At 44.7% G+C, this 16,766-nt stretch carries 14 protein-coding genes and 1 pseudogene; 9 read left to right on the forward strand and 6 right to left on the reverse strand.

The genetic code is table 11. The features are described 5' to 3' along the window. Positions 1–417 (reverse strand): annotated as a pseudogene (locus PLL47_RS09765) (hypothetical protein); the annotation flags it as partial. A gap of 747 nt (positions 418–1,164) precedes the next feature. Here PLL47_RS09765 and PLL47_RS09770 point away from each other — a divergent pair. The 4 genes from PLL47_RS09770 (at position 1,165) to PLL47_RS09785 (ending at position 4,858) form a co-directional block, all read left to right on the forward strand. Further along, positions 1,165–1,548 (forward strand): ATP-binding protein, encoded by a 384-nt coding sequence (locus PLL47_RS09770; protein WP_324446008.1) that lies wholly within the window; start codon positions 1,165–1,167, stop codon positions 1,546–1,548. A gap of 220 nt (positions 1,549–1,768) precedes the next feature. Next, positions 1,769–2,257 carry a 3-isopropylmalate dehydratase small subunit gene (locus PLL47_RS09775; protein WP_324446009.1) on the forward strand — a complete coding sequence of 163 codons (489 nt, stop codon included), beginning with the start codon at positions 1,769–1,771 and terminating at the stop codon, positions 2,255–2,257. 93 nt (positions 2,258–2,350) lie between these two features. Continuing rightward, entirely contained in the window at positions 2,351–3,478 is a 1,128-nt protein-coding gene (locus PLL47_RS09780; RefSeq protein WP_324446010.1) for an isocitrate/isopropylmalate dehydrogenase family protein, read from the forward strand. A gap of 315 nt (positions 3,479–3,793) precedes the next feature. Beyond that, positions 3,794–4,858 (forward strand): GNAT family N-acetyltransferase, encoded by a 1,065-nt coding sequence (locus tag PLL47_RS09785; RefSeq protein WP_324446034.1) that lies wholly within the window; start codon positions 3,794–3,796, stop codon positions 4,856–4,858. A 156-nt stretch (positions 4,859–5,014) separates the two neighbouring features. Here PLL47_RS09785 and PLL47_RS09790 read toward each other — a convergent pair whose 3' ends face one another. Continuing rightward, a complete protein-coding gene (locus PLL47_RS09790) occupies positions 5,015–5,332 on the reverse strand; it encodes a hypothetical protein (RefSeq protein ID WP_324446011.1) in 318 nt (105 codons plus the stop codon). Between the two features lie 237 nt (positions 5,333–5,569). On the opposite strand from PLL47_RS09790, the gene PLL47_RS09795 reads away from it, so the two are divergent. After that, the gene (locus tag PLL47_RS09795) at positions 5,570–6,610 is read left to right on the forward strand and encodes a class I SAM-dependent methyltransferase (protein WP_324446012.1); all 1,041 of its coding nucleotides are present in this window, start codon (positions 5,570–5,572) and stop codon (positions 6,608–6,610) included. Positions 6,611–6,748: 138 nt separating this feature from the next. On the opposite strand, the gene alaS is transcribed toward PLL47_RS09795, so the two are convergent. Beyond that, the gene (gene alaS / locus PLL47_RS09800) at positions 6,749–9,526 is read right to left on the reverse strand and encodes an alanine--tRNA ligase (RefSeq protein ID WP_324446013.1); all 2,778 of its coding nucleotides are present in this window, start codon (positions 9,524–9,526) and stop codon (positions 6,749–6,751) included. Between the two features lie 632 nt (positions 9,527–10,158). Further along, positions 10,159–10,419, reverse strand: a complete 261-nt coding sequence (locus PLL47_RS09805; RefSeq protein ID WP_324446014.1) for a YhbY family RNA-binding protein — start codon at positions 10,417–10,419, stop codon at positions 10,159–10,161. A gap of 363 nt (positions 10,420–10,782) precedes the next feature. Here PLL47_RS09805 and PLL47_RS09810 point away from each other — a divergent pair, with 363 nt between their 5' ends. The 4 genes from PLL47_RS09810 (at position 10,783) to PLL47_RS09825 (ending at position 14,407) form a co-directional block, all read left to right on the forward strand. After that, positions 10,783–11,580, forward strand: coding sequence for a helix-turn-helix transcriptional regulator (locus PLL47_RS09810; protein ID WP_324446015.1), 798 nt, complete (start codon positions 10,783–10,785; stop codon positions 11,578–11,580). A gap of 264 nt (positions 11,581–11,844) precedes the next feature. After that, positions 11,845–13,989, forward strand: a complete 2,145-nt coding sequence (feoB, locus tag PLL47_RS09815) for a ferrous iron transport protein B (protein ID WP_324446016.1) — start codon at positions 11,845–11,847, stop codon at positions 13,987–13,989. After that, complete coding sequence (locus PLL47_RS09820) at positions 13,986–14,150, forward strand: toprim domain-containing protein (RefSeq protein ID WP_324446017.1); 165 nt, start codon at positions 13,986–13,988, stop codon at positions 14,148–14,150. The genes feoB and PLL47_RS09820 overlap by 4 nt, the downstream gene beginning before the upstream one ends. After that, the gene (locus PLL47_RS09825; RefSeq protein WP_324446018.1) at positions 14,147–14,407 is read left to right on the forward strand and encodes a FeoA family protein; all 261 of its coding nucleotides are present in this window, start codon (positions 14,147–14,149) and stop codon (positions 14,405–14,407) included. The genes PLL47_RS09820 and PLL47_RS09825 overlap by 4 nt, the downstream gene beginning before the upstream one ends. Before the next feature lie 89 nt (positions 14,408–14,496). Here PLL47_RS09825 and PLL47_RS09830 read toward each other — a convergent pair whose 3' ends face one another. Then, a complete protein-coding gene (locus tag PLL47_RS09830) occupies positions 14,497–15,432 on the reverse strand; it encodes an SWIM zinc finger family protein (RefSeq protein WP_324446035.1) in 936 nt (311 codons plus the stop codon). A 1-nt stretch (position 15,433) separates the two neighbouring features. Further along, positions 15,434–16,766, reverse strand: a 1,333-nt coding sequence (locus tag PLL47_RS09835) for a DEAD/DEAH box helicase (protein ID WP_324446019.1), incomplete at its 5' end; no start/stop codon positions are given.

The following is a 16,766-nucleotide window of genomic DNA, read 5'->3' on the forward strand; positions in this document are numbered from 1 at the left end:
CTCTATTATATTATACAGCTCATCAATTGTAGACTTATCAATAGTACCTTCTAGTTTTTTATCGAACTCTACAAATAAATATCCATCATAGTCAATACCAAAACCAACTAACGGCCCACCATATTCTTTCATATAAGGCTCAAGTTCGTCCTTCGAACTTCGAATACATGTTTCTAGTGTACCTATCCATTCCATTTGTTTTTTATCGTCTGTTATTTCAGGCATTAAACCCCGAATTTCAATTACGTCTGGATCATCTTTAAGTTCTGCAAAAATGCTCGGACCATAATTAGGTAGATAATATTCACCTTCGGTAAAGTTGTCTTCCTGCTGTGCGTTAACAGCTGGTATCAACACCATACCGACTAGTAACATTGCTAAAATTAGTGTTCCTATTCCAATTTTATTTTTAATCATTTATATTACTCCTAAGTTATTTTTCCCCAGGAGGCAGAATCAGACAAGCTTAAATATATGCAAAGCTAACTCAACAATGCCTCTTAGGGCATATTTTATGGAGCTCGAGCTGTCTCGGAAACTACTCTTAAACTCCATATACTCCTTTTAATTGATTAGTTATAAGTTTTTTGCATAAAGTATGAAATTGTGTGATTTTCATACTAGACTCATGCTGTAATTATTTACTAATCTTTGATTGTTTGAAGATCTGGCTAGAAAATTTATATATGAGTAAATTGCCTTACCTCATATTCAGGTATATATAGATAGGATTTCATTGGTCGTCGGTTAAGGAATTTTCTTGCCTGAAAGTTATCAATTTGGTACCAGAAGCCTGCCTTAAATTTTGACCTTTTTACATAAAATCGATACCCTTTTCTGGCCTACAATAGGATCAAATATTTGAGAACTGCTGCAAGAATGGAGGCAATTTATCATAATTTCTCACTTAAGTAATTGTCACAAAATAAATTATGTATTTTTTTCGCAAAGTTTATTTTCAATTGGCGATAATAATCTTGAAAATAAAGGCATCCAATTGAAACATGTGCATCGTTTGTTCTGTGACGACTCCTAACCGAAGACGCATATAGAGAAATTACGTTATTCAGAGCTATCCAAAGAAAATGCCACACAAAGTATCAGATTTACTCAAGAAGAAGCTCATATATTCGTTCCCGCAGGGACGAAAGTCTTGCTTCGGAGGTGCTTATTAACCGCTGCCTCAGGCAGGGCAGGCAGCCCGGGCTCTCCCTTGTACTGGCAACCCAGAGACCTGCAAGCCTTCACCCTGATGTTGTTTCGCAGAGCGACCTGCTTATTTGCCACCGACTCACCTCAAGTGATGATATTCTTGCCCTTGAAGCCTCAAGACCACTTTATATGCAGGAAAGCCTCAGGGCTTATCTCAAGAAAATGGGCAGTGAAAGGGGAGCTGCATTGATAGTGGATGACCATTCAGAATCTGTCCACATGATCCGGGTCCGTCCGAGAATGAGCTGGCATGGAGGAGGAGAGCCGAGCGCGCTTGAGCCCTGTAGAGAAGAAAAGGAAGAAACAAAAACTCAAATCCCGGAACAATTTACATAAGACTGAGCAGTTCCCTGAGGAGGACTATCTGTTTACCGGATTTTCAGGAAAATAGTACAAAACATGCAGGATTGTTAACCATTTGTTAACCTTTTTTGATTATGTCAGAAAATAATTTTAAATATTACCTGTGATACTTTCAACCCTGTAAGTTTAGCTGAGTTACAGGCTGTGAACTTAATCAACAGCATTTAATTACAGCAATATTACTGGTGATTTCATGAAAGGAAGAGCCTGGAAATTCGGAGATGACGTGGATACGGATGCAGTGATACCCGGAAGGTATCTGATTTTCAATACCCCGGAACAGCTTGCTAAGTATACATTTGAAGGCGTGCGCCCTGATTTTGCAAAAAAAGTTCATGAAAATGACATCGTGGTTGCAGGAAGCAATTTCGGCTGCGGATCTTCTCGTGAACACGCCCCTCTCGCCCTCAAAGGGTCAAAGATATCCTGCGTAATCGCAAAGTCTTTTGCAAGGATCTTTTTCAGAAACTCAATCAATATCGGAGTTCCTGTCCTCGAATGTCCGGATACGGACAAAATAGATGATGGAGACGAGCTTGAAGTAGACCTTTCAACAGGGGTCATTCAGAACATAACAAAAGGAGAGACCTACCAGGCAACCCCGCTCCCGGATTTCGTCCGCGAAATAGTGGATGGGGGAGGGCTTATAGAGTATGCCCGGAAGCTGGTCTCTGAGCGTTAAAAAACAGGACGCCTGTCACGAGAAATCCTGATCCACACTGACATCTCACACTAAAAAGGCATTTTTGCCTGTAAATTCGAAAGGAGTAGAAACATGACGCAGTATAAGGTTCCGGTCCTCCCAGGAGATGGGATTGGGCCAGAAATCATCGCCGAAGGCAGAAAAGTCATTGACGCCGCAGGCGAAAGATTCGGTTTTGATGTAGAATGGATTGAATACCCGCATGGAGCAGACCACTACCTGGCAACGGGAGAGCTGATCTCGGAAGAGACCTTAAAGGAATTATCCGGCTACCCTGCAATTTACCTTGGCTCCATTGGAGACCCGAGGATTGCCCCCGGCATTCTCGAAAAAGGAATCTTATTAACTGCACGCTTTTACTTTGACGAGTACGTAAACCTTCGCCCGATAAAACTCCTCGAAGGAGTCTGGACTCCGATAAAGGACAAGACCTCAAAAGACATCGACTTTGTCGTTGTCAGGGAAAACACCGAGGACTTCTACATAGGCATCGGCGGCAGGGCAAAAAAAGGAGTGAGCAAAGACCTCCTTGAAGTCAAAAGGACGCTCTATTCCGCAAAGTTTGGACTTGACATAGAGACCGACAGCGAAGAAATAGGATACCAGATAGGCCTTATCTCCAAAGAAGGCACAAAGCGTGTTATTGAGTACGCTTTTGACCTTGCAGAAAACCGGAAGAAACACGTCTCATCTGTGGACAAGGCGAATGTCCTTTCCGACATCTACGGCTTCTGGAGAGAAGAGTTCAATGCAGTCTCTGCAAAGCACCCCGGTGTCGCCACTGATTTCAACTTCGTTGACGCCATGACAATGTGGTTTGTGAAAAACCCGGAATGGTTCGATGTTGTCGTAACCCCGAACATGTTCGGAGACATCATCACCGACCTCGGAGCCATGATCCAGGGAGGCCTCGGCCTTGCTCCCGGCGGAAACATCAACCCGAACGGCACAAGCATGTTTGAGCCGATCCACGGTTCAGCCCCGAAGTACAAAGGACAGAATAAAGTCAACCCGATTGCAACAATCTGGGCAGGTGCAATGCTCATAGAACAGCTCGGAGAAAAGGAAGCCGCAGACACCATAGTCAATGCAATCCAGAAAAACATCCTGGAAGGCAAAGTAAAGACTTACGACATGGGAGGCAAGAACACCACTTCAGATGTCGGAAGCGATATCGCAAGGATAGTAAAGGGAGAATAATTCAAACCTCCCTCCATTACATTTTCTTTTCTGTAAAAGTGAAAATTTCACAGATAATTTAAGATTAAAATTCCAGAGATTCCAGACTATTTTTGAAAGTGCTTTTTTGCAAAGGCTACTGAGAGACTAATCTCTCCGTATTCTCTTCTCATTCCTCAGTCCACAGTTAGCTTCCATACTTCACCAGACGTAGATTTTCATAGTTTTGCTAAAAGTTAAAATGCTAAATTTGCATATTTAAGTATAGAGAAAAATAATTGAAAGTAATTAAGGAGATATAGTGAGGAAAAAATAGTAAGGGGAAGCGTGAGAAGTATGGTTTTGATCAGACCTTTTAATGATAGTGATAATCAAAAAATGCTTGAAATAGAAAGGCTCTGTCCGCAAGGCGATGAAAACTGTGCAATGGGTGTGGATAAGAAGGATGTCATTGCCCGTTATGGGATGTACGATAACTGGAATGTGCTTGTGGCAGAAGAGGACGGGAAGATTGCTGGTTGGATTGGTTTAACTATAAAAACTGATCCGGAAAAAAAAGAAAAGTATGTGTACATTACTGAAGTGATGGTTGATCCGGCTTTTCAAAGGACAGGAATTGCCACCAGACTAATTAAAGAGGCGGAAAAGAAGGCTCAGGAAATGGAGGCAGCTTATGCTTACTGTTATATATACGAGCCGAACAAAGCTTCTCGATACTTGTTTGAGAAGATGGGATATTCTGAGGTGAGGGGTATCAGATTTCCAGGTATATCGACTTACAAGAAGCTGGATGTTCCTTCAGAATACTCAATAAAGCCTGCTGATATAAAGATAATTGATGATGCAGTTGCATTTATTAATGAGTATAACTCAGGGTTTATACATTTCACACAGTTTACCAATCAAACTTTTGAGTCACACTTGAAACTCATTCCTGGATATGGACAGGAAAACTTCTGGGTGGTTAGAGATAAAGATAACAAAATAGTAGCCTGTGCCGGGTTGTGGGATAGCTCAGAACTGTTTAATTTATGTTATGCCAGAGAGCCAGCAGCAGTAAAGGTAATGAAATCAGTTTTTGGAGCTTTGAGCCATATTACGAGAGTACCGAAGTTCCCAGCTGAGGGGGAGAATTTCAAAGTACTTTATGTTGTAGACTATGCATTCGATAAGAAACAGCCCGATGCCATGCTGGCACTCCTAAAATACCTGAATAATCTCTCTATTGACAGGGGACAGGACTTCCTGATGGCTATGACAGACCCTGAAGACGATCTTCTTACAGTAATAAAAAAGTTAAAACCACAGACTGAAACCTGGAATATATTTGCTAAATCTTTTGAAGGGACTCTCCCGACTTTCAGTCCATTTTATGTGGATATCAGAGATATGGTCCCCTGAAGAATGAAAAGATAAGGTTAATCTATGCCTTTCTTAAGAGACCTTAGTTTATTGTTATTTAGGTAGCATATCTCCCGGGAAACTCCTGCAGGGATGAGTTTCATAGGTAAAGATTTCAGTTTTTACAGCAGGGAAAAGATAGTAAAAGGAAAGGAATTATCTATCCACTTCAGGACATTCGTGACCAATGTCAGAAACGTAAAGTTTCCCGCAAATCTCACATTTTACAATGGATTCCACGTCAGGAAGATTATTAATGGCAGCCATCAATTTACTTATTTCCTGAGGGGGTTCTTCCGCAAATTGCGGATTATTTAAAGTGCTGCCGATCTCATTAATTACCGCAGCTCTCTTAGCTTCTGCGTCTTCTAATCTGGCAAGAAGTTTTTCAAGTTCCTTCTCCTGTGCACCGAGCTTCTCTTTGAGAATGCGAAGCTTCTTTAATCTTTCATCATAGTCGGGCTCTGTAGTCATGTTTTTAATCTCCCTGAGGTCTCAATTTGTAGATATCCAATCTGATTTAATTTTTTTGCTGCCTTTATGGTCGTCAAGCAACTCCACACCGGGCGAGAATTTCTTTTACCATATTTTCCAATAAAGCCCATCAAAAAACTTGAGTCAGGGAAGTTCAGTAACTCTTGGAAGTTCAGTAACTCTTCTATTTCAGTTGCCTTTAAATCCCATAAAATTCCTACTAATCCTCTGATTGATGTGGCACGGAGAAAACAATTTGAAAAGCCCCTGCATGGGGACAAGGAAAGCGTGCGCTTTGCGACCCCTGAGCCTATCGCCCGCTACAGGGCACAGCGCCTTAGATGTAAGACTCTTGCGGATATCAGCTGCGGGATAGGAGGGCAGACTGTCTTTTTCGCGCAGCAGTGCGAGTTCGTATACGCAGTGGAAATCGACCCCAGGAAAATAGAATACGCAAAACAGAACTGCGCGATGTACGGGCTTGATAATGTGAAATTCATCTGCGGGGACGCCCTTGACCCTAAAGTGATAGAGCAGATCCCGGCAGTGGATGTTGTTTTTTCTGACCCGTTCCGCCCTGCCGAAGAAGATAAAAGGCAGGTCTCAAGCCTTGAGCCTGGAATCCCTAATGTGATTTCAGCCTATAGGGAAAAAACAAAGAATTTTGCCTTCGAAGCCCCTCCCCAGATGCCTCCGGAAAGGATTCCTTTTGACTGCGAAAAAGAGTATATTTCCCTTGACGGGCAGCTCAACCGCCTGACCCTTTATTTCGGCGGGTTGAAACAGCATGAACGGCTTGCCGTAGCTCTTCCTGCAGGCGAAGGGCTGGTTTCAAAGTACGGGCTGCTCCCGAAGATCAGGGAAACGGAAAAGATGAAACTCTTTGCCTATGAACCCGAGCCTTCTGTTGTTGCAGCAGAGCTCCTGCCCGAGCTTGTCGAATCCATGATGCAGATGGCAGGGCCTATTATGGGGGCTTTCGAACTTTTCAGGGTTGACAAAAAGAGGCTTTTGCTGACCTCGGATGCCCTGATAAAGCAGTCAATGATCAAAAATCATTACCTTGTCCTGAAGGTCTGTCCCTTTAAGCCCCACGAGATCAATAAATTCCTGAAGGACAGGAATGTTGGAAGTGTTATACTCAGAGCAGGCGTAAAACCTGAAGAGTACTGGGAAGTTAGAAACGAAGTGGAAAAAGGGCTTGAAGGAAATAAGACCGTACACCTTTTTGTAAAAGATGGCATGGCAATCCTCTGTGAAGTGCTTTTTAAAGACTGAAAAAAGGGAATGAACCGGGGGTTAAACCCGGCTTCTGTTTTTGGTTTCAGGCTCAATAAATTTTTAGTTGAGCTTTTTTTTGAGTAATTATTTGCTCGCCTGTAGATCAGCTTGATAATGATTTATATGAGTGGATACTCAAGCTTCTTTGCAGGCGCCTTTAACAAGTTCAAGCCCTCTGGAAAGAGCGTCCTGAATCCTTGTGGGGTCGGTTCCTCCTCCCATTGCAAGGGCAGGCTTTCCGCCGCCGCCTCCGCCCACGATCTTTGACATCTCGCGGACAAGGTTACCGGCATTGACTCCACATTTCATGGCTTTTTCTCCAGCGGATGCTACAATCTTTACTCCTTCAAAATCGCTTGCAAGAAGTGCAACAACGTTCTCGTTTTTGAGGAGTTCGGTAGCTATCTTCTGGAGTTCAAGGGAATCGGCTCCTGAAACCTGTTCGGCAACAACTTTGAGGCCTGCAACCTCAGAAGCATTTCCGAGCATCCTGTAAACTCTGGAGCGGGCAAGTTCTTCCTTGAGCCTGTCGTTTTCTTTCTTGAGGTCTTTCCATTCGCCAAAGAAACGGTCCACACTCACTGGAAGGTGTTCCGGAGGTACGCTCAGGGTCTTTGCAGAATCAACCAGAAGGGATTCGATTTTTTGCATTGCGAGGACTGCTGCAGTTCCGGCTGCAAACTCGACCCTCTCCACGCCGTCCTGAATCCTCTCGGTCTTCAGGATTTTGATAGGCCCGATGATACCTGTGCTGATGCAGTGAGTTCCACCGCAGGCTTCCACGTCATCTCCGACCTTTACAATCCGTATCTTCTCTCCTGGGGGAACTCCACCCTGGTAGAGCCCGAAGCCGTATACCTGCTCGGCTTCAGTCCTCGGCATCCACTCCGTAACCACACGCTTGTTTTCCATAACAGTGCGGTTGGCCAGAAGCTCTATCTGCTTTATTTCCTGAGGGGAGATGTGCTTGTAGTGGGAAAGGTCAAGCCTTGAGTGGTCTTCGAACTTCTGGGCACCAGCCTGCCAGATGTGTTTTCCGAGTACCTTTCTGGCGGCATCATTTACAATATGGGTTGCTGTGTGGTGCCTTGCAAGGGTCATCCTGCGTGTCTCATCGACCTTGCCGGTGATAATATCGCCTTTAGTTATCCCAAGCGCCCTTCCAGGATTGTCAATTGTGTGTACTATTACACCATCATAGACCTGAACATCCACAACCCTGTAAATAGTGTCTCCGACAGTTATGGTACCTATATCTGCAGGCTGCCCTCCGCCTTCCGCATAGAAGAAGGTGTTGTCCAGAACGACATTGTTGTCAAACACATCAAGGACAACTGCCTCGAATTCCAGGCGGGTGGGCTCGTCATAGAAGCGGCGCTTGGTCTTGGGCAGGTGCTTGAGCCTTTCTGCAAAAGGAATTACTTCCTCTTCCTTTTCTTCAGCCTTGTTGTGCAGCTCGCCGATAATCGAATAGAAGTTATCAGGGAATTCCACGCCGACCCCTATTTCGGCTGCAACTTCTTTTGCCATTTCGGGAGGAATTCCGTGTGAGTCGTAGAGTTCGGTTAACTGCGACAGAGGAATTTTTTCTCCCGTCTTTTTGAAATGGGATGCCGATTTCTGAATGATCCTGCGGCCCCTTTCCATAGTAGCGTTGAACTTTTCTTCTTCGGATTCCAGGATATCCTGAATGACAGGGAAGTTTGCCCTGAACTCGGGGTACTCGGGCATATTCCTTATGTGCATGTCCACAATTTCGGCGAGCGGAGTCCTGATGTCAAGGTCTTTCATCATGCGCAGCGTCCTTCTCAGGACAAGGCGTGCAAGGTATCCTGCCTTAACATTGGAAGGAATAATTCCGTCTCCGAGCATGAAGGTAAGGCAGCGGGTGTGGTCGGTGATAGCATAGACCTTTTCTACGGGCTCCATTATAGCCGAAAGCTTATCGACGGTCATTCCTATGCTTGAGGCAACCTTCTTCCTGAGCTCCATCAGGTTTGCCTTTTCACTGACGTCCATAAAACCTGCAAGCCTGGCATTCTGAGCCAGGATGTTTGCATATTCGGAGTCGTCAAGTTCGTGTTCAAGCCCTGCAAGCCCCATGAGCTCGTTTACTATTCCCGGGAAAAGGGCATCATAAATTGTAGGAGAGCCACGAGAAGCCCAGACAAAACGCTCAAGGCCGTATCCTGTGTCCACAATATAGTTGTCCATCTTCGAGTATTTCTCGCCTTTAATCTCGATTTCTCCCTTTTTGTCGGTCTTCAGGTCCATGAAGACAAGGGTTGCAAGTTCAAGCCCATGTACAATGACTTCAACACAGGGACCTGCGTTTCCTCCGCCTGCCCAGGGCTCTTCTTTGTAGGTTACGGCGAATGGGTTCACCTTGAGAGAGTTTAAGAGCTCATCACAGAGTTCAAGGGTGTGTTCCTTCCAGTAAATTTCATTGTCCCTCTTGTTGAAAGCGTGATGAGCCATCATTTCAAAGTTTGTCAGATGGCGGCCGCTTCTGCCCACGGAGTCAAGGTCGTTTAACCTGATGCAGGGCTGGGAAATGGTCAGAGGGTTTGCAGGTGGCGGTACCTGCCCTGAAGTTACGAAGGGCTGGAAGTCTGCAATTGAGGCTATGGTGAGATAAATGTCGTCTCTCCAGCGGGCGACCACAGGATAGCGGTCAATCCTTGTATGCCCTCTTGCTTCAAAGAAGGAGAGGTAATATTCGCGCATCTCTGAGATATTAAATTCCCTGGAAAACACAGGGCTTCCTATGAAGGAATAAGGGTCACAGGGCGCATCTCCGCATGTATTTCTTTCAAGGTCACGTGTCCAGAAGAATTTGCCGCACTTCTGGCACTGCTTCCGGACAAAACCGTTGTTTTTGAAAAAGTCAAGTTGATATTCATCTTCAAGCATAGTAATCTCTCCGGATGGTGGGTGCGATCTGCCCCGCTGTATTTCGAAACAAAAAGAAAGCAGAAGTATCCCAGCGCAACCGTTTCAGGGGGGTTTCAGGCATTTTAGTGCTATATTGTGATTTTAATAGAGTTTATCCGTCAATTATCAGGTACAGCGGTATGAAATCAGCCGCATAATAGCAAGATCATGCGGGTTTTTGTACGAATTATTTTACAGCAAATTGTTTTCAATATGAGCTTACATAATACAGATGAAATATATAATAATGTCACAAATAATTGATATGTAAAATGGTCCACACCTGCGAACCTTAAGTATTAGAAGCACTTCTACAGAAAAACCTTATTCTTCATTGTAAAAGATAGAGACATGTCTGTTTTCTAGAGATAAATGTCCTGTCTGTAGAGCCGAAAAAACGAGATCTCAGGGAAAAGATAAAAGAAGTAAGATTCTGCTTTAAGTGCTGCCATCTGTACCACTGATAATCAGAAACTTTCGTTTGAACAGCGCTGATAGTATTGTTGTTTAATTACGCTATTTGATAGTATTGTTGTTTAATTACACTATTATTACTCAGGATGCTGCTATTGCCCAGTACGCTATTAAGTACACCTGCTCCCCCGGAATCATTACCTGTACAGTACAACTGTCCTGCCGCGTACATCAATCAGTGTGGACCTTGTGGCTTCTGCAAGCTCATCTGCAATAGTTTTCAGGTCTTTTCCTTCTTCTGCGCTTTTGAGTACTTTGACCTTTACAAGCCTGTTAGCTTTTATCTGCTTGTTCAGTTCTTCGATCAAAGTCTCGGTTATCCCGTTCTTTCCAACATTCAGAACAGGACTTATTTTACTTGCATCGGATTTCAGCTGATATAATTTTTCTTTCTCCATTGCCCTTCCTCACATCGTTAATGATTAAACTCGCCTGCTAATTATAAAAAGCTCACATCATCAATGTGATGAGAGATGTACGACATCGATGAAATAATTCCTTTTACCTTAAAGCCAGTTTACTCTAGAATATGATTCCACCCATTCTCACCAGCACCTATATCAAAGTTTCCCGGTAAGCCTGATTTCAGATTACAGACAAACTCCAGCCCATTTACAGTCTTCATTTTTTCATTTGTATTACAAACAGGACAGAAATTTCAAACAATTTCGACATCTTTATTATCGATTTGCGATTCATTAACGCTATAGAGAACCAAAACCGGAAAAAAACTCTCTTCTACATCCGGGCGGCGACAGTAAATGAATCCAAACTTGCTTGATTTGATTCTGTTTTCAGAGAAAAGAAAGGCATTTCTTATGCTCCTGAGAGATGGGCCAAAGAGTACCCAGGAGATCCTTGACAGGCTTCAGGTCCCAAGAACCGCTCTCCTTCCCCAGATTAAAAAACTGAAAGAACAGAATCTGGTAATTCACGAAGAAGGAGCCTACCGCCTCAGCCTGATAGGAGAGATTATTATAGAGAAAATGCAGCCTCTCCTGGAGACTCTGGAAATTTTTGAAAAACATGAGGAATTCTGGGCGGACAGAAAACTCACACCTATTCCTCCTTATTTACTTAAACGGATCAGCGAACTTGGGGATTACCGCCTTATAGAACCGGACCTGAGCCATACTTTTGACCTCAACCCTGAGTTCGTGAAAAACGTATCGAACTCAAATCATATCCTTATGTTCTTTTCTTACTTTCATCCCCAATTTCCTTCTTTTTTCCTGGACCTTGCCAGAAAAGGCACTGAGATCTCCCTTGTCCTGAGTGAATCTGTGTATTTAAGGCTTGCAGAGGATTTCAAAAAAGAAGGGGAAGAGTTTCTCAAAATGGAGAATACAAGCCTCTTTATTCTCGACAAAAAAGAGGTGGAAATCCCTGCAGTTGTTGCGTCTTCGGATAAAATAATGCTTATGGGGCTGTTTAATGAAAGCGGGCGATTTGACCGGCAGTATCTGATCAGCTTCGAACCCGGAGCAATAGAATGGGGAAAAGAAATGTTCGAATACTTAAGAAATATGAGCAGAGAAGTAAAAATTAAAGAGAAGTAAAGGTCAAATCAGCCTGTCCGCACATACCCCAGATTAAAGCTACTTTCTATTTGCTATTTTTGGCACTCCTGAGTTTGAAATTTTTCTAAACGGTTTTTAAATGAGATTTTTGAGAGAAAATATTTTCGAATAACTCTGTTTTTGTCGGATTCTTCTAAAAAATCTCGCCGATTTCATTAGCTTTAAATATTAGGTGTACCTAAATATGGCAAAAACAGAAATTTAGGCTCACCTAAATACAAGACCAGATATTGAGAAAAGAACATGAAATTGCCACTTATCTGTCCTGAAAAGGAGTGCTGCCGCGGGAAAAAGGAGTGCTCTCCTGGAAAAGGGCTTCCAAAAATCGTACTCGCAGGAAGCCCAAATGTGGGGAAAAGCAGCCTTTTCAATTCACTTTCCGGAAGTTATACCGTAGTTTCCAATTATCCTGGAACCTCGGTAGAAATCAGCCGTGGAAAAGGCAGGATAGAGAAAAAGGAATACGAAATAATCGACACGCCCGGAATGTATTCTCTTCTCCCCGTAAGCGAAGAAGAAAGAGTTTCACAGCGCCTGCTCTTTGAAGAAAAAGTATTTGTCTGCCTGCATGTGGTGGACGCAAGAAACCTCAGGCGCATGCTCTCTTTCACACTCCAGCTTCTTGAAGCCAAGCTTCCCCTTATCCTTGTCCTTAACATGATGGACGAAGCCGAGGAAAGAGGAATAAAAATTGATATACGCAAGCTCAGCAGGTCGCTGGGAATACCTGTCATAGGTACGGTTTCAAGTGAAGGAAAAGGAGTTGAAGAACTCAAAAATTCAATTATGGAGTTTATTCAGGAGAAAAATGACAGGACTTCACAGAAAATCAACTACGGAGAGGAAATAGAGCCCTATATTTCGGAAATAGAAAAACTGCTGGAAACTGCAGAAGAAACCAGAATATCAAAAAGGTCCCTTGCCCTCCTGCTGCTTCAGGGAGACAAAACAGCACTTGATTCAGTATGCAACCCTGAAGAAGGATACAGGAATAAAAGCGAGAAAAATGAGGGTGAGAAAAATGAGGACGGCAAAAATAGCTTTGAAGAGATTCAGAAACTTGCAGAAACGGCTTCTGAAAAGGCCGGAATTCCCCTGTCCTACCTTTTCACCCTCAAGAGACAGGAGATTGTAAACGAAATAGTGGAACAGGTAATGGAAGTACAGGATAAGGAAGGAGATATTAAGGAAAAAAAGGCTGAAAAAGAAGTAAAACCTGAAAAGAAGGAAAAAACCAGGAAAAAAGTCCTGCTCGCAGAAAACATCGACAGCGTACTGACCCATCCTTTGCTTGGAATTCCGGTGCTCCTGCTGGTCCTGTACTTCGGACTTTACCGTTTCGTAGGAGTCTTTGCAGCAGGCACAGTTGTTGACTTTATGGAAAATACCGTATTTGGAGAGCATATAAACCCCCTGGTGACAGAGTGGTTCACATCCTTTGTGCCCTATCCTGCCCTTCAGGACCTCTTCGTAGGAGAATACGGGATATTCACACAAGCAGTAACCTATGCAATTGCCCTTATCCTGCCTATAGTGGGAGCTTTCTTCCTTGTATTCTCAATTATCGAGGATACGGGATATCTCCCGAGGCTGGGCATGCTGCTTGACGGTATGTTCAAAAAAATAGGGCTCAGCGGGAGGGCAGTAATTCCAATGGTTCTCGGCTTTGGATGCTCCACAATGGCCACGATGGTAACGCGGACCCTTGAAACCAGAAGAGAGAGGCTGATTTCGACCGTTCTGCTCGCCCTTGCAATTCCCTGCTCGGCACAGCTCGGGATTATCCTTTCCGTCCTCTCCGGAAACCCTGACGGGCTGCTTATCTGGGCAGGCGTAATAGTGCTTGAATTTGTATTCATAGGATACCTGGCTGCCAGACTTCTTCCGGGGGAAGCCCCTACCTTCATACTCGAAATGCCTCCCCTGAGGATCCCGAAGCTTTCAAACATAGCAGTTAAGACATACTCAAGGATGCACTGGTACTTCCTGGAAGTCCTGCCCCTCTTTGTGCTGGCAAGCGTGCTGATCTGCATAGGCAGGCTGACAGGGATCTTTGCCCTTGCCCTGAAAGTAATGGAATACCCGACTGTCTGGATAGGGCTTCCTTCCGATGCTGCTGATGTTTTCCTCTTCGGCTTTTTCAGGAGGGACTTTGGGGCAGCCGGGCTCTACGGAATGCACGATGCCGGACTGCTGACAGGAGTGCAGCTTGTTGTTGCAGCAGTTACCCTGACCCTGTTCATGCCCTGCATTGCCCAGTTCATGATGACAGTAAAGGAAAGAGGGTTTAAAATGGCGCTTGCGATCTCAGGGTTCATTTTCCCCTCTGCCTTCCTTGCAGGCTTTATCGTAAACACCCTCCTGACTGCGCTGGGGGTGAAACTGTGAACTGCCCACTCTGCGGAAACAAATTTGAAAACGCAGACGAATCGAAATGTACCGGCTGTGGGAAACTGCACAACTGCGACAAACAGTGCTGCCCGAACTGCGGGTACGAACTTGTAAAAGAAGCAAAGGTAATACAGCTTATAAGGAGTCTCTTTAAATGATATCGAAAAAACCGGAATGCCTGAATGCCGCTCTGAAAACTACCACTCTTTCCTCGATGGAACCCAGGAAAAAGGGAAAGATCTCCCATCTGGATACAAAAAACACGGGGATTTTGCAGAAACTGATAGCAATGGGCATCCTGCCCGGCATGCCTGTCACTCTGCTCAGAAGCTCCCCTTCATATCTCTTTGAGGTAGACCAGACACGGTATGCTGTTGACAGGGAGATTGCAAATCATATCTATGTTAGCTACTGATTTATACGTCAGTTACTGATTTGCCTCCAATAGAAGGCAAAAAATTACTACTTTGAAGAAAAAATTGGAGAAAAAATATATGAAAGCATTCATTTACGTTCTCCAAGGAAAATCATCATCCCTGCAGATGAAGCTTTTTTGTATATTTCCTCCAGCACTTCAAGCATATCTTCTTCACCGCACCAGAAGGGGAATTTTCCAAGCCTTTTTGGAAGGGCGGCTGGAACCTGAGGGATATGAGCCTCAAGGGAAGAAACTTTTTCCTCTACAGGGTTTTCAGGGAGCCTGCCCCAGAAAGCTTCAGGGTCAAGGGGCAGAGGTTCAGGAGAAACAGGAGATGTTTCAGCTTCAAGTGCAGTTCCGGTTTTATCAGGGCTTTCTGTAAAGGCTCCGGCTTCTGCTACACGATCCGCAGTTTCCGGAACAAACCCCTTCCCCAGAATGGACATAAAATCGTCCATATCAACTCCCCTTAACTTAAAGATAAGGAAGGGGTCCCTATCAAATTCTTCCCCGAGCAGGTAGTAGACGGCTGCAATATGCTTGCAGGGGTTTGACCAGTCAGGGCAGGAACAGTCGGTTTCAAGGTCGTCGATTTTTTCGGGAAAGAGGGAGAGACCTATTTCCTTAAATGCGGAATCTATGTCTTCCGGCATCTCGCCTGTAAGGAGCTTGGCCGCAAAGATAGGTTTCAGTGCAAGTTTTTCTGCAAGGAGTTCACATTCGGAGCCTGTCAGAGTCCGGACTTTTATTGTTACCGAATATGGCCTGGGGTCTGAACCCTGAACTTTAGCCCTTACAAGCCCTGACTCTATTTTAATGGAAGTTACCTGTCCTTTACGGGCATAGCTTTTTCCTCGGTCCAGCCTTGCTCCCAGATTAAAACTTTCGAGGGTTTCGATCCAGCGCTTTGCCCACCAGCTCTGGGCGAAACTTCCACGCCTGGACTTTGCCTTGATACCCCCTTTGACCTCAATTGGTTTTGTGGGCTCATAATAACCATAGCCGTCCCAGTAAGCTGCCATTTTATTCACCTACCGCTTCTTCTCGAAGAGCAAGAATATCCTTCAATTCATCATTGGAAAGTTCTGTCAGCCAGTCTTCACCTGTTCCGACAACGTTCTCTGCGACCTGCACTTTGCGTTCGATAATCTCATCGATTTTTTCTTCAAGCGTGCCTGCACAGATGAACTTATGCACCTCGACATTTTTCGTCTGGCCTATACGGAATGCCCGATCAGTTGCCTGATTTTCAACAGCCGGGTTCCACCAGCGGTCAAAGTGGAAAACGTGGTTGGCACCTGTCAGGTTAAGCCCAGTGCCGCCGGCTTTAAGGGAAAGGACAAAGATAGGAAGGTACTCTTTTCCCTCCTGGAAGCGTTCAATCATTCTGTCCCTCTGCTTCCTGGGAACTCCGCCGTGCAGGAAAAGGACTTCACAGCCGAAGCTTGCCTGCAGGTGTTCTTTTAGCATTTTTCCCATCTCCGCAAACTGGGTGAAAACAAGGGCTTTTTCCCCGTTTTCCAGGACTGTATCCAGCATTTCGGTAAGCCTTGCAAGTTTTCCTGACCTGCCGGACACAGCAGAGTTATCCTTCAAAAACTGCGCCGGGTGGTTGCAGACCTGCTTGAGCCTTGTAAGGGCAGACAGGATTATGCCTTTTCTCTGTATTCCTTCTTCAGCTTCATCCATTGCATCTTCGATGTCTTCGAGGACTGCAGCGTAGAGGGAAGCCTGTTCTTTTGTCAGCGTGCAATAGGTTTTCATCTCCATTTTTTCCGGCAGGTCAGAGATGATCGAAGTATCGGTCTTCAAACGGCGCAGGATAAAGGGACCTGTGATATCTTTCAGCCTCCCTGCAGCTTCCGGATCCCTTTCGGCCTGAATGGGAATAAAGAAATTCCGCTTGAAACCTGCCTGGCTACCGAGGAAGCCCGGGTTTAAAAACTCCATTATGGACCAGAGGTCTCCCACGTTATTTTCAACCGGAGTCCCCGTAAGAGCTATGCGGTAATCGGCTTCCAGAGCCCTGGCTGCTTTTGCCTGTTTGGTTTCCGGGTTTTTGATATTCTGGGCTTCGTCAAGTACAATTCCGGACCAGGGAACCCCTTTTAAAAACTTAACGTCCCTCTGCAAAAGCCCATAGCTTGAGATAACAATAGCATGATTCATGGCTTCCTTTTTGAATTCCTCTTCTTTTTTCCGGCTGGTGCCTTGGTGGACCATTACCGAAAGTTCCGGAGTAAAGCGAGCTGCCTCTTTTCTCCAGTTGTTGATAACAGAGGTCGGGCAGACCAGAAGAACCGGCTTTGGAACTTTACGTCCGTCAACTTTTTCTTCAGCATTTACTGCAACTTTT

It is taken from the genome of Methanosarcina sp. (assembly GCF_035390745.1).
In the GTDB taxonomy this organism is placed as follows: Archaea; Halobacteriota; Methanosarcinia; order Methanosarcinales; family Methanosarcinaceae; genus Methanosarcina.